The organism is Enterobacter cloacae complex sp. XAL002, assembly GCF_049236805.1.
Taxonomy (GTDB): Bacteria; Pseudomonadota; Gammaproteobacteria; order Enterobacterales; family Enterobacteriaceae; genus Enterobacter; species Enterobacter intestinihominis.
This window is the reverse complement of record NZ_JBMKJN010000005.1, coordinates 184910-202441: the sequence shown is the minus strand read 5'-3', so window position 1 is coordinate 202441 and position 17532 is coordinate 184910. Positions and strand designations below refer to the sequence as shown.

At 55.4% G+C, this 17532-nt stretch carries 18 protein-coding genes and 1 other annotated feature; of the genes, 9 read left to right on the top strand and 9 right to left on the bottom strand.

Features of this window, described 5'->3' with window-relative positions; translation table 11 throughout:
* Window positions 1-141: 141 nt before the first annotated feature.
* The 5 genes from ymiC to topA form a co-directional block, all read right to left on the bottom strand.
* Window positions 142-240, bottom strand: a complete 99-nt coding sequence (gene ymiC, locus ACOT0L_RS06830) for a small membrane protein YmiC (protein ID WP_032103392.1) — start codon at window positions 238-240, stop codon at window positions 142-144.
* Between the two features lie 137 nt (window positions 241-377).
* Window positions 378-542, bottom strand: a complete 165-nt coding sequence (locus ACOT0L_RS06825; RefSeq protein WP_162200559.1) for a hypothetical protein — start codon at window positions 540-542, stop codon at window positions 378-380.
* 8 nt (window positions 543-550) lie between these two features.
* A complete protein-coding gene (locus ACOT0L_RS06820) occupies window positions 551-691 on the bottom strand; it encodes a YmiA family putative membrane protein (protein WP_096168876.1) in 141 nt (46 codons plus the stop codon).
* A gap of 336 nt (window positions 692-1027) precedes the next feature.
* A complete protein-coding gene (gene cysB / locus ACOT0L_RS06815) occupies window positions 1028-2002 on the bottom strand; it encodes an HTH-type transcriptional regulator CysB (RefSeq protein ID WP_126502868.1) in 975 nt (324 codons plus the stop codon).
* Window positions 2003-2188: 186 nt separating this feature from the next.
* Window positions 2189-4786, bottom strand: a complete 2598-nt coding sequence (gene topA / locus ACOT0L_RS06810; protein ID WP_022648322.1) for a type I DNA topoisomerase — start codon at window positions 4784-4786, stop codon at window positions 2189-2191.
* A gap of 398 nt (window positions 4787-5184) precedes the next feature.
* On the opposite strand from topA, the gene ACOT0L_RS06805 reads away from it, so the two are divergent.
* The gene (locus ACOT0L_RS06805; protein WP_003856804.1) at window positions 5185-5436 is read left to right on the top strand and encodes a YciN family protein; all 252 of its coding nucleotides are present in this window, start codon (window positions 5185-5187) and stop codon (window positions 5434-5436) included.
* Window positions 5437-5471: 35 nt separating this feature from the next.
* On the opposite strand, the gene sohB is transcribed toward ACOT0L_RS06805, so the two are convergent.
* The gene (gene sohB / locus ACOT0L_RS06800; RefSeq protein ID WP_126502869.1) at window positions 5472-6518 is read right to left on the bottom strand and encodes a protease SohB; all 1047 of its coding nucleotides are present in this window, start codon (window positions 6516-6518) and stop codon (window positions 5472-5474) included.
* A 252-nt stretch (window positions 6519-6770) separates the two neighbouring features.
* Between sohB and ACOT0L_RS06795 the strand changes: the two genes are divergently transcribed.
* On the top strand, window positions 6771-7532 hold the full coding sequence (locus tag ACOT0L_RS06795) for a YciK family oxidoreductase (protein WP_022648324.1): 762 nt from the start codon (window positions 6771-6773) through the stop codon (window positions 7530-7532).
* Entirely contained in the window at window positions 7529-8119 is a 591-nt protein-coding gene (gene cobO / locus ACOT0L_RS06790; RefSeq protein ID WP_045308895.1) for a cob(I)yrinic acid a,c-diamide adenosyltransferase, read from the top strand. The genes ACOT0L_RS06795 and cobO overlap by 4 nt, the downstream gene beginning before the upstream one ends.
* Before the next feature lie 35 nt (window positions 8120-8154).
* On the opposite strand, the gene rluB is transcribed toward cobO, so the two are convergent.
* From rluB to rnm, 3 genes are all read right to left on the bottom strand, one after another.
* Window positions 8155-9030 carry a 23S rRNA pseudouridine(2605) synthase RluB gene (rluB, locus tag ACOT0L_RS06785; RefSeq protein ID WP_003856794.1) on the bottom strand — a complete coding sequence of 292 codons (876 nt, stop codon included), beginning with the start codon at window positions 9028-9030 and terminating at the stop codon, window positions 8155-8157.
* A gap of 97 nt (window positions 9031-9127) precedes the next feature.
* Complete coding sequence (locus tag ACOT0L_RS06780) at window positions 9128-9748, bottom strand: L-threonylcarbamoyladenylate synthase (protein ID WP_003856793.1); 621 nt, start codon at window positions 9746-9748, stop codon at window positions 9128-9130.
* Entirely contained in the window at window positions 9745-10626 is an 882-nt protein-coding gene (gene rnm, locus ACOT0L_RS06775; protein ID WP_032622438.1) for an RNase RNM, read from the bottom strand. Before rnm ends, ACOT0L_RS06780 begins: the two co-directional genes overlap by 4 nt.
* 139 nt (window positions 10627-10765) lie before the next feature.
* On the opposite strand from rnm, the gene trpL reads away from it, so the two are divergent.
* The 6 genes from trpL to trpA all read left to right on the top strand — a co-directional run bounded on the left by trpL (window position 10766) and on the right by trpA (window position 17437).
* Window positions 10766-10810, top strand: coding sequence for a trp operon leader peptide (gene trpL, locus ACOT0L_RS06770; RefSeq protein WP_071524153.1), 45 nt, complete (start codon window positions 10766-10768; stop codon window positions 10808-10810).
* Window positions 10787-10881 (top strand) — a sequence feature (Trp leader region). (Overlaps the previous gene by 24 nt.)
* A gap of 23 nt (window positions 10882-10904) precedes the next feature.
* On the top strand, window positions 10905-12467 hold the full coding sequence (locus ACOT0L_RS06765; protein WP_063841848.1) for an anthranilate synthase component 1: 1563 nt from the start codon (window positions 10905-10907) through the stop codon (window positions 12465-12467).
* Entirely contained in the window at window positions 12467-14062 is a 1596-nt protein-coding gene (gene trpD, locus ACOT0L_RS06760; protein WP_022648332.1) for a bifunctional anthranilate synthase glutamate amidotransferase component TrpG/anthranilate phosphoribosyltransferase TrpD, read from the top strand. The genes ACOT0L_RS06765 and trpD overlap by 1 nt, the downstream gene beginning before the upstream one ends.
* A 3-nt stretch (window positions 14063-14065) precedes the next feature.
* On the top strand, window positions 14066-15424 hold the full coding sequence (trpCF, locus tag ACOT0L_RS06755) for a bifunctional indole-3-glycerol-phosphate synthase TrpC/phosphoribosylanthranilate isomerase TrpF (RefSeq protein WP_032624116.1): 1359 nt from the start codon (window positions 14066-14068) through the stop codon (window positions 15422-15424).
* A gap of 10 nt (window positions 15425-15434) precedes the next feature.
* A complete protein-coding gene (gene trpB / locus ACOT0L_RS06750) occupies window positions 15435-16628 on the top strand; it encodes a tryptophan synthase subunit beta (protein WP_003856780.1) in 1194 nt (397 codons plus the stop codon).
* The gene (gene trpA, locus ACOT0L_RS06745; protein ID WP_022648335.1) at window positions 16628-17437 is read left to right on the top strand and encodes a tryptophan synthase subunit alpha; all 810 of its coding nucleotides are present in this window, start codon (window positions 16628-16630) and stop codon (window positions 17435-17437) included. The genes trpB and trpA overlap by 1 nt, the downstream gene beginning before the upstream one ends.
* Window positions 17438-17532: the final 95 nt, after the last annotated feature.

The window sequence follows — 17532 nt, the reverse complement described above, 5'->3', positions numbered from 1 at the left end:
GTCCTGACAATCATCAGGGCTGTAATTAAAGATAACACAAAGATGTCGTAACGTTTTGATAACAACCCAAATTGATAAATTTAGGAATGGTCCAACGCGAGGGATTAAACAAAAAACCCCGCCGTGGCGAGGTTTTACGATTTAGTGTAAGGCCAGCCAGAGGAGCTGACACCAGAAGAGGATCGACGCTGAGAATACGCCGAGCCATGACCAGTATTTTACGGTTGTCATGTTATTCATCATAGGGACACCAGACTTTAATTATTTAAGGATGCGAGGTCTGCCCTCGTTCTATATTGCTGATGTGTATTTATTAAGGAGTACAAAAGTGCACAGTCTTTATTCAGACTATTTGCATCATTACGCAAAAATCAAAATTATTGTTTTTTGGGTTCGTCTTCTGCGAACACATCAATAAAGGCCTGCTGCTGTGGCGTCAGTTGCCAGGAGGCTGGCACGCTGGTTCCTGGCGCCTTACGCGCTTTGTGAGCATTGTCACGAAGCTGACACATCTCTTTTCTCGCGTCAGTACGCACCGTCATGACCATATTCAACCCCAATATTTCCAGACGAGAAGAGCAACAACCACCCAGAACAGGGCAGAGCCGAGAAAGACCGCCAGCCAGGCTTTACGCTTAAGCGCGGGATCCCTTTGCGGTTCTTCACTTCCTGACGGCATTGCTAACCTCATACAATCGATATCGCTTATCATTTAGAGACCAAACAATTGGCACAAGTAATCATCTGATGAGATAAATCCTAAAGAAACTTTAGCCGAAAAGCCAGTGAATTTACGAATCTGAGCCTGGGAAAATTCAATCTTTTGACCAGAAATAAATAATTGAAAAGAATAATTTGCACACCTGTAAATTAGTTTCTACTTTTGTCGCAAATTTGCGACAGTAAAACCCTATTCATCAAATGGGTTATGACGATATATGACAGTAGGCGCAGATGAGGTTAATTCTAATTTAGATTTAAAGGGGGAAACCGGTATCTTTCCAGAAGAGAAAGATACCGGGTGTAATTATTTGGCAGGAAGTTTGATGTCTTTAAACATCTCTTCGATGTCTTCATTGGAGCGTAACGCCACGGCCGTGTCGACCACGTCACGTGTTAAATGCGGTGCGAAGCGCTGAATAAAATCATACATATAGCTGCGAAGGAACGTGCTGCGACGAAAACCTATCTTGGTGGTGCTGTGGCTGAAGATATCATGAGCGTCCAGACGCACCAGATCCGGGTCTGATCCAGGATCCACCGCCATGCTGGCAATAACGCCTACGCCCAGACCCAGACGCACGTACGTTTTAATGACGTCCGCATCCGTTGCAGTGAAGACGATCCGTGGCGTTAATCCGGCGCGGTTAAAGGCGGTGTCTAGCTCAGAACGGCCCGTAAATCCGAACGTATAGGTAACCAGCGGGTATTGCGCCAGCTCTTCGATTGTCACTTCGCCCTTCCCCGCCAGCGGATGATCGGGGGTCACGACAATAGAGCGGTTCCAGTGGTAGCACGGGAGCATGACCAGATCATCGTACAGATGAAGAGCTTCCGTCGCGATGGCAAAATCAGCATTGCCTTTAGACACGGCCTCTGCGATTTGCGTCGGTGAGCCCTGATGCATATGCAGGGAAACGCGGGGATAGCGTTCGATGAAACCTTTGATCACCCCGGGAAGCGCATAACGCGCCTGCGTGTGCGTGGTGGCAATATAAAGGGAGCCTTTATCCGGCCAGGTATGTTCCCCGGCGACGGATTTAATGGCGTCGACTTTGGAAAGCACTTCTCGTGCGATGCGAATGATTTCCTGCCCTGCCGGCGTGACCTGAGTCAGGTGCTTACCGCTGCGGGCAAATATCTGAATACCTAATTCATCCTCCAGCATACGCACCTGCTTACTGATGCCAGGCTGCGAGGTATAAAGACCTTCTGCGGTGGAAGAGACATTGAGGTTATGATTGACGACCTCAACGATATAGCGAAGCTGCTGTAATTTCATGCCAGACCATCCGATTTAGCGCATGCGTCAATCGCTTAATACGATTTGATAATAAGAAACGGGTTAACTATAACCACTATATCATTTATAGCCAGGCTGTATAGTACGGAACAAAAAATAATAACAACGTAATAAAAAAGGGCCGGAATTCCGGCCCTTTCAAAGGTAAGTTACGGTAAGTGAAGATTATTTTTTACCTTCAACCCATTTCCCGTCGACAAAGAAGGCTGACCAACCGGTCGCTTTACCCTCTTTCTCTGCCGCCACGTACTGCTGCTTCGTTTTACGGCTAAAGCGCACCACGGTTTTGTTGCCTTCCGGATCCTGCTGTGGCGCATCGGCCAGGTAACGCAGTTTCTCCGGCAGACGGTCGCGGAAGCGGTACAGCTCTTCTACCAGCGGCGCACGGGTTTCGCGCGATTTCGGGAAGGTGTTGGCCGCCAGGAATACCCCGGCAGCGCCGTCACGCAGCACGAAATACGCATCTGACTTCTCGCACGGCAGCTCAGGAAGCGGAACCGGATCTTCCTTCGGCGGCGCAACTTCACCGTTACGCAGGATCTTACGCGTGTTTTTACAGTCGTCGTTGGTACATGCCATGTACTTACCGAAGCGTCCCATTTTCAGGTGCATTTCGGAACCACATTTCTCACACTCAACGATCGGACCGTCATAGCCCTTAATGCGGAACTCACCTTCTTCGATCTCATAACCGTCGCAGGTTGGGTTATTACCGCAAACGTGCAGTTTACGTTTTGGATCGATCAGGTAGCTGTCCATCGCCGTGCCGCATTTCTTACAGCGGCGCTTGGCGCGCAGTGCGTTGGTCTCCGCATCGTCACCTTCCAGCACGTTGAGAACTTCGTTCTCCGGCACGAGGTTGATGGTGGTTTTGCAACGCTCTTTCGGCGACAGCGCATAACCAGAACAGCCGAGGAACACGCCCGTGGTTGCGGTACGGATCCCCATTTTACGGCCACAGGTTGGGCAGTCGATGCTGGTCAGTACCATCTGGTTAGGCAGCATGCCGCCTTCTTCAGGATCTTTCTCAGCTTTCTCAAGCTGGTTGGTAAAATCGCTGAAGAAGCTGTCGAGAACTTTCTTCCACTCGGCCTTATGGCTGGCAACCTCATCGAGACTGTCCTCCATCTGCGCGGTGAAGTCATAGTTCATCAACTCACGGAAGTTAGCTTCCAGACGGTCGGTAACAATCTCACCCATTTTTTCAGCATAGAAACGACGGTTCTCAACGCGAACGTATCCACGATCCTGAATGGTCGAAATGATTGACGCATAGGTAGACGGGCGACCGATGCCGCGTTTTTCCAGCTCTTTTACCAGCGACGCTTCGCTGAAACGCGCAGGCGGCTTGGTGAAGTGCTGGGCCGGTACCAGATCAACCAGCGACAGCTCGTCGCCTTTGTTGACGGAAGGCAGCGTTCTGTCTTCATCACCTTTACGCAGCGCAGGCATCACTTTTGTCCAGCCGTCGAAACGCAGAATGCGGCCGCGCGCTTTCAGGCGGAAATCACCCGCGCCAACGGTCAGGGTAGTGGAGTCGTATTTCGCTGGCGTCATCTGGCAGGCCACGAACTGGCGCCAGATCAGCTGATACAGCTTCTGGGCGTCCGCTTCCATATCTTTAAGAGATTCCGCCAGAACGGAAACATCAGAAGGACGGATCGCTTCGTGCGCTTCCTGAGAATTCTCTTTGCTGGCGTACTGATTAGGACTGTCCGGCAGGTATTTCTTACCAAAGTTGTCCTCGATATAGCCACGCACCATGCTGACAGCGTCCTGGCTCAGGTTGGTGGAGTCAGTACGCATGTAGGTGATGTAACCCGCTTCATACAAACGCTGGGCCATCATCATGGTTTTCTTCACGCCGTAACCCAGACGCGTACTTGCCGCCTGCTGAAGCGTTGACGTGATAAACGGTGCGCCAGGCTTGCTGCTGGTCGGTTTGTCTTCACGATCCAGCACCTGATAACGCGCTTTTTCCAGCAGCGCTACGGCGGCCATGGTCTGATCGCGATTTTCAGGACGGAACGGTTTGTCGTTGTGGTGGCTCACCTGCAACGGCAGCGCATCGCCGCCCGGCGTGGTGACATTCGCATCCACTTCCCAGAACTCTTCCGGGACAAACGCTTTGATCTCGCGTTCACGTTCGACAACAAGACGAACAGCCACAGACTGCACACGCCCCGCAGACAGGCCGCGAGCGACCTTTTTCCACAGCAACGGCGAAACCATGTAGCCTACAACGCGGTCCATAAAGCGACGCGCCTGCTGAGCGTTAACACGGTCGATATTCAGTTCACCCGGCTTTTCAAACGCCTGACGAATCGCATTCTTTGTAATTTCGTTAAACACTACACGGCTGTAGCGTTTGTCATCACCCCCAATCACTTCCCGCAGGTGCCATGCGATGGCCTCCCCTTCGCGGTCAAGGTCGGTTGCGAGATAAATGTGGTCTGCTTTTTCAGCAAGCTGTTTCAGCTCGTTAACGACTTTTTCTTTGCCTGGCAGCACTTCGTATTGTGCATCCCAGTTGTGCCATGGGTTAACACCCATGCGGTTGACAAGCGCGCTACGTTCATCCTTTTTAGGCTTTTTAGCCCCTTTGGTGGAGGTAGAGTCTGCGCTCTTTTTGCTGGCTGAGCCACTTGTCGGCAAATCGCGAATGTGACCAACGCTGGACTTAACCACGTAGTCATTGCCCAGATATTTATTGATCGTTTTGGCTTTTGCCGGGGACTCAACGATGACGAGAGCTTTACCCATATTCACCTTTACCTAATTTAATTCTTCCAGGAATACGCCGCACGTTGATTTCCCTTCCGCTGACGACGAGCCATTGATATTGCGACGTCGTCAGGGGATATCAACCCCTTTGTCTTACCGAACGTCAGTATGGCGACATCCAGGTCATTGAGTTTTCGGGTATTTTTCTCACATCAAAGTTCATTCGTGACGAATTCCCGGTCGAATGTCAAGCAATTCTGTTGCCAGAATGACGAAAGCGCACACTGTACCTGATAAAATTCGTTACGCAACTTTATTAGCATGCAAAAGCAAATCCCGCCAGCCAGCCCCTGTTCCTTATACCCGTGGATAGCAGGGAAAATTTGCCCCCGAAGCGACCCAGGCGTAGACTATTGTCACTGTTTAAGGAGTGGAATATGCAGAATACGACCCAACCCATTGACCGAGCTTCACTGCTTATCGAAGCAAACAAACTCATTCGCGACCATGAAGACACCCTGGCGGGGATTGAAGCGACTGGCGTGGAACAACGTAATGGCGTGCTGGTGTTCAGCGGTGAATACTTCCTTGATGAACAAGGGTTACCAACCCCGAAAAGCACCGCCGTGTTTAACATGTTTAAATACCTGGCGCATACCCTCTCAGAGAAGTACCACCTGGTCGATTAAAACGAAAACGCGAGGCATCTGCCTCGCGTTTTTCTTTACAGCAGCGGCTTTTGTCCGCGCTGCAACCAGCGTATCAGCAGGCGATCCGCGCTTTCTGCCGCACTATTGGTTAAACGGTCGAGCAGGCGCTTACGTCGGGTGAAGCGCACCCCCACCAGCTCACGACCTTCCATCAGGTTGAGCAGGAGGTCGTCGCTGGTACCCACTTCATCCACCAGCCCTTTCTCCTGCGCCTGCGTGCCGTACCAGTGTTCGCCCGTAGCCACCTGCTCAATGTCCAGCGTTGGGCGCATGCGGTGCACGAAATCCTTGAACAGATGGTGGGTTTCGTTCAGATCTTCCCGGAACTTCTGCCGTCCCTCTTCGGTATTTTCGCCGAGCAGCGTCAGCGTACGTTTGTACTGACCCGCCGTATGCAATTCGATGTCGATCTCTTTATTTTTCAGGAAACGATTGAAGTTAGGGATCTGCGCAACCACCCCAATCGAGCCGATAATGGAGAACGGTGCTGCGACGATTTTATCCGCCACGCACGCCATCATATAGCCGCCACTCGCCGCGACCTTATCTACCGCCACGGTGAGCGGGATCTGTTTATCCCGCAGACGTTGTAACTGCGAAGCCGCCAGTCCATACCCATGCACTACGCCGCCCGGGCTTTCAAGGCGTACCACCACCTGATCCTGGGCTTTCGCCACGGCCAGCACCGCTGTCACTTCCTCACGCAGAGAGGAGACTTCATGCGCATCCATGCTACCTTTAAAATCGAGCACATAGACGCGCGGTTTTGCGTCAGCCTGTGGCGTGGCGAGCTTAGCTTTCGCCTTCGCGGCTTTGGCGTCCTGCTTATGTTTTTTCTTCTGGGCTTTTAGCCACAGCTTCTGTTGATGATCGTCAAGCAGCGCCAGAGACATCTCTTCCCGCATCTCTTTATACTGCTCGCTCAGGCGGGTAATGCGTAACTCACCACGCTGACGCTTACGCTGCGTCAGGTTGACAATCAGGACGGCAATCACCGCGACAGCAATAACCACCGTAGCGATTTTGGCCAAAAACAACCCATACTGAGAAAGTAATTCCACGCGTTCCACCTTGATTTAACCACGAATCTTTCACGCCAGTGTACAACAGCCCTGCGCAGGCGTCTCGCTCTGGACATTAGCTCTGCGAGGCGGCTTCAGGAATCCCCCGTTTTTGGTTTAAATCTTTGCAAATTGTTAATTTCCCAGCGTTCTGTCCTGTAGACTGATTGAATTCTGACGCGGTTTCGGGCATAAAGCCGAAAAGTCATAAATAAAGGTGCAAGTCACGCCCAATGCGCCTGAGGAGCCACCGTGCATTATCAGCCACAAAAAAACCTTCTACAGAACCGCATCATTCTGGTTACCGGTGCCAGCGACGGGATTGGTCGCGAAGCGGCGCTGACTTATTCTGAATACGGTGCGAGCCTTATTCTGCTGGGACGTAATGAAGAAAAGCTCAAAGCCGTTGCCCGTGAAATCGAAAACGCCGGCGGTACCCCCACGCCCTGGTATACGCTCGATCTGCTGACCTGTACGTCAGCGTCATGTCAGGCCCTTGCCCAGCGCATTAGTACGCATTATTCGCGTCTGGACGGCGTACTGCACAACGCGGGGTTACTGGGCGAAGTGCGCCCGATGGATGAACAGGATCCGGAGATTTGGCAGCAGGTGATGCAGGTTAACGTCAACGGGACGTTTTTCCTGACCCAGGCCTTGCTTCCTTTATTACTTAACTCAGATTCCGGTTCGCTGGTGTTTACCTCCTCCAGCGTGGGGCGTCAGGGTCGTGCGAACTGGGGGGCTTACGCCGCCTCAAAATTTGCCACCGAAGGAATGATGCAGGTGCTGGCCGAAGAGTATCAAAACCGCCATCTGCGGGTTAACTGTATTAACCCTGGCGGTACGCGCACTAAAATGCGTGCCAGCGCGTTCCCGACAGAAGATCCGCAAAAGCTAAAAACCCCGGCCGATATTATGCCTCTTTACCTGTGGCTAATGGGTGACGACAGCCGTCGTAAAACCGGAATGACATTCGATGCTCAGCCAGGCCGCAAACCGGGGATATCGCAATGAGTGAAGACCGTCATCAGCAGCGCCAGCAGCGTCTGAAAGAACAGGTTGATGCACGCGTGGCGGCCGCTCAGGACGAGCGCGGGATCCTCATCGTGTTCACCGGCAACGGCAAAGGCAAAACCACCGCCGCATTCGGTACCGCCACCCGCGCAGTCGGGCACGGTCAGAAAGTGGGCGTGATCCAGTTTATCAAGGGTGAATGGCCCAACGGCGAGCGTAATCTGCTCGAACCGCAAGGTGTTGAGTTTCAGGTGATGGCGACCGGTTTTACCTGGGATACCCAGAACCGGGAAACAGATACCGCAGCCTGCCTCGCCGTCTGGGAGCATGCCAAAAGAATGCTCTCTGACCCGTCGCTGAACATGGTGTTGCTGGATGAGATCACCTATATGGTGGCCTATGACTACCTGCCGCTGGAAGCCGTGCTGGAGGCCCTCAGGAACCGCCCTGCACACCAGACGGCGATCGTCACGGGGCGCGGGTGTCATCGGGACATTCTGGAGCTGGCCGATACCGTCAGCGAACTGCGTCCGGTTAAGCATGCGTTCGATGCGGGTATCAAAGCGCAAATAGGGATTGATTACTGAAGAAAAAAGCCCGGTATATTCACCGGGCTTTTAGATTAACCATTGTTATTACGGCTGCCAGAGCGGCGATTGCTGCTAACCTGGCTGTGACGTTTAACCGCACGGCGGATCTGGTTCGCCTTCATACGACGACGATCTTTCTCTACCGCCACTTTCGATGTGGTTTCTGGCGTCAGGCCAACCAGATCGCGCAGGTAGTTAGTTTGCGTCAGATCCAGCTCGGTATAGCCGCCACGTGGCAGGCCTTTCGGCAGCAGGATGTCGCCATAGCGGACACGAATCAAACGGCTTACCTGGACACCGACCGCTTCCCACAGACGACGCACCTCGCGGTTACGTCCCTCTGTCAGGGTAACGTTGTACCACTGGTTAATGCCTTCACCACCGGTAAACTTGATGGTTTTGAACGCCGCTGGGCCGTCTTCCAGCTGAACGCCACGCGACAGATCGCGCAGTTTGTTCTCATCAACCTGGCCGAAAACACGAACGGCGTATTCACGCTCCACTTCACGACTCGGGTGCATCAGGCGGTTTGCCAGTTCACCATCGGTGGTGAACAGCAGCAGGCCACAGGTATTCACGTCCAGACGCCCTACGGCAATCCAGCGGGCGCCACGCAGTTTTGGCAGACGGTCGAACACCGTCGGGCGGCCTTCCGGATCGTTGCGGGTACACAGTTCGCCTTCCGGCTTGTAGTAAGCCAGTACGCGGCAGATCTGTTCAGCAGACTCTTTCACGGAGATAAGATGGCCGTCAATGCGGATCTTCAGCCCCGGTACGATTTCAACGCGGTCACCGAGCGTGGCGATTTTACCGTCCACACTCACGCGGCCTGCTTCAATAATGGCTTCGATTTCACGGCGCGAACCGTGGCCGGCACGCGCCAGCACTTTCTGTAACTTCTCGCTCATTGAGCTTCCTCAGGTGTCGCCTTCACAGGCGTCGAATCAGGTCAAAAACAGGGCGGCGCCCTGCTTTGATGGCCGCGTAGTATATCTGCTTACACCCTTACAAGAAAGGCTTAACATCGCCCACGCCTTCACGAATCACTTCTGGCGCGTCTTCGGTGAGATCCACCACGGTGGTCGGTTGCTGGCCTAGATAGCCGCCATGAATAATCAGCTCCACCACTTTCTCCAGACGATCTTTGATCTCTTCCGGGTCGGACTCGGTAAACTCACTGCCCGGCAGCATCAGCGAGGTAGACAGCATCGGCTCGCCGAGGGTTTCCAGCAGCGCCTGGGCAATCGGGTTCGACGGCACGCGCATGCCGATGGTTTTACGTTTTTCCTGCAACAGACGACGCGGCACCTCTTTTGTCCCTTTCAGAATGAAGGTGTAGTTTCCCGGCGTGTTGTTTTTGATCAGGCGAAAGGCCACGTTGTCGACATACGCATAGGTCGACAGCTCAGAGAGATCGCGACACATTAGGGTGAAGTTGTGGCCGTCCGGCAGCTGGCGGATGCGACAGATGCGCTCCATCGCCCCTTTATCCTCGATTTTACAGCCCAGCGCGTAGCCAGAATCGGTTGGGTAGACAATAACGCCACCTTTACGGACGATTTCCACAGCCTGATTAATCAGACGTGGCTGTGGGTTATCCGGATGGATATAGAAAAACTGACTCATACTTCCCTCTCTTCAATTTGCTGTGGCTGTTCCCAGAGCTGCCAGACGGGCTCAACGCCAGCGGGTAACCAGAGCTTGCGCCCCAGTTCAATCCACGCGCAGGGCTGATGGAAATCTGAACCCTGTGACCCAAGCAGGCCAAACTGACGGGCGTAGGTCGCGAGCTGCGAACGCTCATTGGGTGCCTGCTGACACTGGGCAACTTCCATCGCCTCACCGCCGGATTCGGCAAAGTGGGCCAGCAGCCTTTTCAGCCATTTAGCAGAAAGATTATACCGCCCCGGATGGGCCAATACGGCCTTACCACCAGAATGATGAATCACATCAATAGCTTGTTTTATTGTACACCACTGGGGAGGAACGTATCCGGTTTTCCCGCGAGCCAGATACTTTTTAAACACATTCGCCATGGTCGTCGCTTTACCGGCGTCAACCAGAAAACGGGCGAAATGGCCGCGCGTGACCGCCCCACCGTTCGCCAGCTTGCGCGCGCCTTCCAGCGCACCGGGGATATGCGCCTTCTCAAGACGTTCGCCTATCAACTCCGCGCGTTGATTGCGTCGTGCTTTTTGTTCTTGCAAAAATGCGCACATTGCCGGATGTTCTGTATCAATATTCAGGCCAACGATATGAATTTCGTGGTTTTCCCAGAGCGTGGAGATCTCGACCCCGGGCACCAGATTTAGCGCCAGCCCGCTTCGGGCAATCTCGGCGCGCGCGGCGGGGATGGCGTCTGTTGTGTCGTGATCGGTTATTGCCAGCGTGCCGACACGCATTTCAACGGCGCGATGGACCAGGGCTTCGGGCGTCAGCAAGCCATCTGAAGCCTGCGTATGGCTGTGTAAATCATAAATTACGGCGTAGGTGGTATCGCTCAAAGCACTTCCCATAACAGTCTGGAGACATCCGAAGCACCTATGATACCGACTTACCGCGAAATACTGAAATCAGGGGTTGACAACACGCCATCGAACTAGTTAACTAGTACGCAAGTTCACACGAGAAAGGTATCTGAAAATGACAGCACATTTCGCTCTGCACGGTTGGTGGCGTACTTCCTGATCTTCGGGCAGTGTCACGCGTCTGCGAAAAGCAAACAGATACCCGGCCCGCTCCCAAGCGGGCTTTTTTTTGAACAGAATATGAGAATAACAACATGCAAACAGCCAAACCCCACCTCGAACTGCTGACCTGCGAGGCGGCCTATCGCCATAACCCTACCGCGCTCTTTCATCAGGTGTGCGGTGCACGTCCTGCGACGCTGCTGCTGGAATCTGCTGATATCGACAGCAAGGACGATCTCAAAAGCCTGCTGCTGGTTGACAGCGCGCTGCGCATTACCGCATCGGGTGACACTGTCACTATTAAGGCGTTATCCGAGAATGGCGCGTCGCTGCTGCCGCTGCTGGATGCGGCTCTGCCTTCAGGTATTGAAAATGAGCGTCATCCGGACCTGCGAATTCTGCATTTCCCGCCGGTAAGCCAGTTGCTGGATGAAGATGCCCGCCTCTGCTCACTCTCCGTTTTCGACGCCTTCCGCCTGCTGCAAAATCTGGTCAAAGTGCCGGAAGATGAGCGCGAAGCAATGTTCTTTGGCGGGCTGTTTGCTTACGACCTGGTTGCTGGCTTTGAAGATTTACCGGAAACCGAGCAGGGTAACCGCTGCCCGGACTACTGCTTCTACCTGGCCGAAACCCTGATGGTGATCGACCATCAGAAAAAATACACCCGCATTCAGGCCAGCCTGTTCACGCCATCTGTGTCTGAGAAAAATCGCCTCGCGCAGCGCATCGGCCAACTGCAACAGCAGATGTCAGAAGCACCGCCCGCGCTCCCGGTGCAGCGTGTTGAAAAGATGACCTGCGAGGTGAGTCAGACCGACGATCAGTACGGCGCGGTGGTGCGTCAGATGCAAAAAGCGATTCGTGCCGGGGAGATTTTCCAGGTGGTGCCGTCCCGTCGCTTTTCACTGCCCTGCCCGTCGCCGCTGGCGGCTTACGATGTGCTGAAAAAGAGCAACCCAAGCCCGTACATGTTCTTTATGCAGGACAATGATTTCACCCTGTTCGGCGCGTCACCGGAAAGCTCCCTCAAGTACGACGCCACCAGCCGCCAGATTGAGATCTACCCGATAGCGGGCACCCGTCCACGCGGCCGTCGTGCCGATGGCTCCCTGGACCGCGATCTCGACAGCCGCATCGAACTGGAAATGCGTACCGACCACAAAGAGCTCTCCGAACACCTGATGCTGGTTGACCTGGCACGTAACGACCTGGCGCGTATTTGTACGCCGGGCAGCCGCTATGTGGCAGACCTGACCAAAGTCGACCGCTACTCCTTCGTCATGCATCTGGTATCCCGCGTGGTGGGTGAGCTGCGCCACGACCTCGACGTCCTGCACGCCTACCGCGCCTGCATGAACATGGGCACGTTGAGCGGCGCGCCGAAAGTCCGCGCCATGCAGCTGATTGCCGAAGCTGAAGGCCGCCGTCGCGGCAGCTACGGTGGCGCGGTGGGCTATTTCACCGCTCACGGTGACCTCGATACCTGCATCGTGATTCGCTCCGCCTACGTTGAGGACGGCATTGCTACCGTCCAGGCCGGGGCCGGGATTGTGCTGGATTCTGTTCCGCAGTCGGAAGCCGACGAAACCCGCAGTAAAGCGCGCGCGGTACTGCGCGCCATTGCTACCGCACACCATGCACAGGAGATTTTCTGATGGCTGACATTCTGCTGCTCGATAATATCGACTCCTTTACCTACAACCTGGCAGATCAGCTGCGTGCGAATGGGCACAACGTCGTCATCTATCGCAACCACGTTCCGGCCCAGACGCTGATTGACCGTCTGGCGACCATGCAAAACCCGGTGCTGATGCTCTCCCCGGGGCCAGGCGCACCGAGCGAAGCGGGCTGTATGCCTGAGCTGTTGACCCGTATGCGCGGCAAGCTGCCGATTATCGGCATCTGCCTCGGCCATCAGGCGATTGTCGAAGCCTACGGTGGTTACGTGGGTCAGGCGGGGGAGATCCTGCATGGTAAAGCGTCAAGCATTGAACATGACGGTCAGGCGATGTTTGCCGGTCTGCCGAACCCGCTTCCGGTGGCGCGTTACCACTCACTGGTCGGCAGCAATATTCCGGCCGGGCTGACGATTAACGCCTCGTTTGAAGGGATGGTGATGGCGGTGCGTCACGATGCGGATCGCGTCTGCGGGATGCAGTTCCACCCGGAATCTATCCTGACGTCTAACGGCGCGCGCCTGCTGGAGCAAACGCTCAACTGGGCGCTGCAAAAGCTGGAGCAGACCAACACCCTGCAACCGATTCTGGAAAAACTGTATCAGGCCCAGACCCTGAGCCAGCAGGAGAGCCACCAGCTTTTCTCCGCCGTCGTGCGCGGCGAGCTGAAGCCTGAGCAGCTGGCCGCTGCGCTGGTGAGCATGAAAGTGCGCGGCGAAAGCCCGCAGGAGATCGCCGGTGCGGCAACCGCGCTGCTGGAAAATGCCGCCCCGTTCCCGCGCCCGGACTATCCGTTTGCCGATATCGTTGGGACCGGTGGCGACGGCAGCAACAGCATCAATATTTCGACCGCCAGCGCCTTTGTGGCGGCGGCATGCGGACTGAAAGTGGCGAAGCACGGCAACCGCAGCGTGTCCAGCCGTTCCGGATCGTCCGACCTGCTGGCGGCTTTCGGTATCAACCTGGACATGAACGCCGAGCGTTCCCGTGAAGCGCTGGATGACCTGGGCGTCTGTTTCCTGTTTGCGCCGAAGTATCACACCGGTTTCCGCCACGCGATGCCCGTTCGCCAGCAGCTTAAAACCCGGACGCTGTTTAATGTGCTCGGTCCACTCATTAACCCGGCGCACCCGCCGCTGGCGCTGATTGGCGTTTACAGTCCGGAGCTGGTCCTGCCGATTGCGGAGACGCTGCGCGTCCTCGGTTACCAACGCGCCGCCGTGGTACACAGCGGCGGGATGGATGAAGTTTCCCTGCATGCGCCCACGCTGGTGGCCGAACTGAATAACGGCGAAGTGCTGAACTATCAGCTTGAGGCCGCTGATTTCGGGTTGACCCCGTACCATCAGGACGCCCTGGCGGGCGGCACGCCGGAAGAAAACCGTGACATTCTCACGCGCTTATTACAAGGTAAAGGTGAGGCCGCCCATGAGGCCGCCGTGGCGGCCAACGTAGCCATGCTGATGCGTTTACATGGCGAGGAAGATCTGAAAGCCAACGCCCAAAAAGTTCTGGACGTACTGCGCTCCGGTGCAGCTTACGATCGCGTTACCGCACTTGCGGCAAGAGGGTAAATAATGCAGACCGTTTTAGCGAAAATCGTCGCCGATAAGGCCATCTGGGTGGAAGCCCGTAAGCAACAGCAGCCGCTCGCCAGTTTTCAGAATGACGTCGTTCCGAGCAGCCGTCGTTTCTATGATGCCCTCCAGGGCGCGCGTACCGCGTTTATTCTGGAGTGTAAAAAAGCGTCTCCGTCCAAAGGCGTGATCCGTGACGATTTCGACCCGGCGCGTATTGCCGGTATCTACAAGCATCATGCGTCTGCCATTTCTGTGCTGACGGATGAGAAATATTTCCAGGGCAGCTTCGATTTTCTGCCCGTAGTCAGCGGCATCGCGCCGCAGCCGATTCTGTGCAAAGACTTTATTATCGACCCGTATCAGATCTGGCTGGCGCGCTTTTACCAGGCCGATGCCTGCCTGCTGATGCTCTCCGTGCTGGATGACGAACAGTATCGCCAGCTCTCCGCCGTCGCGCACAGCCTGAATATGGGCGTGCTTACCGAAGTGAGCAACGAAGAGGAGCTGGAGCGCGCCATCGCGCTGGAAGCCAAAGTGGTCGGCATTAACAACCGCGACCTGCGCGACCTGTCGATTGACCTCAACCGTACGCGCCAGCTTGCGCCGCGTCTGGGTGCGGGCGTCACGGTGATCAGCGAATCCGGAATCAACAGCTACGCTCAGGTGCGCGAACTCAGCCACTTTGCCAACGGTTTCCTGATCGGTTCCGCGATGATGGAACACGACGATCTTAATGCGGCCGTGCGCCGCGTGCTGCTGGGTGAGAACAAAGTTTGCGGCCTGACCCGTGAACAGGATGCGCAGGCGGCGTATGAGGCGGGCGCAATCTATGGTGGTCTGATCTTTGTTGAGTCCTCTCCTCGCGCCGTTAATGAAGAACAGGCGCGCAAGGTGATTGCGGCTGCGCCACTGAGCTACGTGGGCGTGTTCCGCAATGCGGATATTAACGACGTTGCGGCGAAAGCGGACGCGTTATCCCTGAGCGCGGTTCAGCTACATGGCGATGAAGATCAGACATACATCGATGCACTGCGACATGTTCTGGCACCTCAGGTTCAGATCTGGAAAGCGCAAAGCGTTGGCGCCATCCTGCCCGCGCGTAACCTTACGCATGTTGATAAATACGTGCTCGACAACGGCCAGGGCGGTACGGGGCAGCGTTTCGACTGGTCACTGCTGCGTGGTGAAGTGCTGGACAATGTCCTGCTGGCGGGGGGATTAAGCCCCGATAACTGTGTGGAAGCAGCCAAAACCGGCTGCGCCGGCCTCGATTTCAATTCAGGCGTAGAGTCCCAACCGGGCATAAAAGACGCCAGCAAGCTGGCATCGGTATTTAAAACTCTGCGTGCATATTAAGGAAGAGAAGATGACGACATTACTTAACCCGTATTTTGGTGAGTTTGGTGGGATGTACGTCCCACAAATCCTGATGCCCGCGCTGCGCCAGCTGGAAGAAGCGTTCGTGAGCGCGCAGAAAGATCCGGCGTTTCAGGCGGAGTTTACTGACCTGCTGAAAAACTACGCCGGTCGTCCGACGGCGCTGACAAAGTGCCGCAACCTGACCGAAGGCACTAAAACTACGCTGTATCTTAAGCGTGAAGATTTGCTGCACGGTGGCGCGCATAAAACTAACCAGGTGCTGGGCCAGGCGCTGCTCGCGAAGCGGATGGGTAAAACCGAAATCATCGCCGAAACCGGCGCGGGGCAGCACGGTGTGGCCTCAGCGCTCGCCAGCGCCCTGCTCGGCCTGAAATGCCGCATTTACATGGGGGCGAAGGACGTTGAGCGCCAGTCGCCAAACGTGTTCCGTATGCGTCTGATGGGGGCGGAAGTGATCCCGGTGCACAGCGGTTCTGCCACGCTGAAAGATGCCTGTAATGAAGCGCTGCGCGACTGGTCTGGCAGCTACGAAACCGCCCACTATATGCTCGGTACCGCGGCAGGCCCGCACCCGTTCCCGACCATCGTGCGTGAATTCCAGCGCATGATCGGTGAAGAGACTAAAGCGCAGATCCTCGAAAAAGAGGGTCGCCTGCCGGATGCGGTGATCGCCTGCGTTGGCGGCGGATCTAACGCCATCGGCATGTTTGCCGATTTTATCGACGAAACCAGCGTTGGGCTGATTGGCGTTGAGCCTGCCGGCCACGGCATTGAAACGGGTGAGCACGGTGCGCCGCTGAAGCATGGCCGCGTGGGGATCTATTTCGGCATGAAGGCCCCGATGATGCAGACCGATGAAGGGCAGATTGAGGAGTCTTACTCAATTTCAGCCGGGCTGGATTTCCCGTCCGTAGGGCCGCAGCACGCGTTCCTCAACAGCACCGGCCGCGCGGATTATGTCTCCATCACTGATGACGAAGCGCTGGAGGCCTTCAAAACCCTGTGCCGCAATGAAGGGATCATCCCGGCGCTGGAGTCTTCCCACGCGCTGGCACACGCGCTGAAAATGATGAAGGAAAACCCGGAAAAAGAGCAACTGCTGGTGGTAAACCTTTCCGGTCGCGGTGACAAAGATATTTTCACCGTTCACGATATTCTGAAAGCACGAGGGGAAATCTGATGGAACGCTACGACAACGCATTTGCACAACTGAAAGCCCGCCAGGAAGGCGCTTTCGTTCCCTTCGTGACGCTGGGCGACCCCGGTCCGGAGCTGTCGCTGAAGATTATCGATACCCTGATTGACGCCGGTGCCGACGCGCTGGAATTGGGGATTCCGTTCTCCGATCCGCTGGCGGATGGCCCGACCATCCAGAACGCGACGCTTCGCGCGTTTGCTGCGGGCGTGACGCCGGGCCAGTGCTTCGAAATGCTGGCGGCGATCCGCCAGAAGCACCCGACCATTCCGATCGGCCTGCTGATGTACGCCAACCTGGTGTTCAGCCGCGGTATTGATGCGTTTTACGCAGAGTGCGCCCGCGTGGGCGTTGACTCCGTGCTGGTGGCTGACGTGCCCGTTGAAGAGTCTGCGCCGTTCCGTCAGGCGGCGATGCGCCACAACGTCGCGCCGATTTTCATCTGTCCACCGAATGCCGATGACGATCTGTTGCGCCAGATTGCCTCTTACGGACGGGGTTACACCTACCTGCTCTCCCGTGCGGGCGTCACCGGTGCGGAAAACAAAGCCGCGCTGCCGCTGCATCATCTGGTGGAGAAGCTGGCAGAATACCATGCTGCACCGCCGCTTCAGGGCTTTGGGATTTCCTCTCCGGATCAGGTTACTGCGGCGATTGACGCGAAAGCCGCCGGGGCCATTTCCGGTTCGGCTATCGTGAAAATCATCGAGAAGAATGTGGATAAGCCAGAGCAGATGCTGGCTGAGTTACACGCATTCGTCACATCCATGAAAGCGGCCACACACAAGGCGTAACCGTTAACACCGTCTGGCCCCGGCGTCAGGCGGTTTTCCCTTATCTCTTCCTGAAAGAAGCAGGTCAAAATTGATCCTGTCGATATTTTCGGTGT

Bases quoted from the DNA above. Each gene is read 5' to 3' on its own strand.
- trpA (WP_022648335.1), top strand. From the start codon at position 16,628: ATGGAACGCTACGACAACGCATTTGCACAACTGAAAGCCCGCCAGGAA.
- trpCF (WP_032624116.1), top strand. From the start codon at position 14,066: ATGCAGACCGTTTTAGCGAAAATCGTCGCCGATAAGGCCATCTGGGTG.
- rluB (WP_003856794.1), bottom strand. From the start codon at position 9,030: ATGAGCGAGAAGTTACAGAAAGTGCTGGCGCGTGCCGGCCACGGTTCG.
- trpB (WP_003856780.1), top strand. From the start codon at position 15,435: ATGACGACATTACTTAACCCGTATTTTGGTGAGTTTGGTGGGATGTAC.
- trpD (WP_022648332.1), top strand. From the start codon at position 12,467: ATGGCTGACATTCTGCTGCTCGATAATATCGACTCCTTTACCTACAAC.
- cysB (WP_126502868.1), bottom strand. From the start codon at position 2,002: ATGAAATTACAGCAGCTTCGCTATATCGTTGAGGTCGTCAATCATAAC.
- cobO (WP_045308895.1), top strand. From the start codon at position 7,529: ATGAGTGAAGACCGTCATCAGCAGCGCCAGCAGCGTCTGAAAGAACAG.
- ACOT0L_RS06780 (WP_003856793.1), bottom strand. From the start codon at position 9,748: ATGAGTCAGTTTTTCTATATCCATCCGGATAACCCACAGCCACGTCTG.
- ACOT0L_RS06820 (WP_096168876.1), bottom strand. From the start codon at position 691: ATGAGGTTAGCAATGCCGTCAGGAAGTGAAGAACCGCAAAGGGATCCC.
- ACOT0L_RS06805 (WP_003856804.1), top strand. From the start codon at position 5,185: ATGCAGAATACGACCCAACCCATTGACCGAGCTTCACTGCTTATCGAA.
- topA (WP_022648322.1), bottom strand. From the start codon at position 4,786: ATGGGTAAAGCTCTCGTCATCGTTGAGTCCCCGGCAAAAGCCAAAACG.
- ymiC (WP_032103392.1), bottom strand. From the start codon at position 240: ATGAATAACATGACAACCGTAAAATACTGGTCATGGCTCGGCGTATTC.
- ACOT0L_RS06825 (WP_162200559.1), bottom strand. From the start codon at position 542: ATGACGGTGCGTACTGACGCGAGAAAAGAGATGTGTCAGCTTCGTGAC.
- ACOT0L_RS06765 (WP_063841848.1), top strand. From the start codon at position 10,905: ATGCAAACAGCCAAACCCCACCTCGAACTGCTGACCTGCGAGGCGGCC.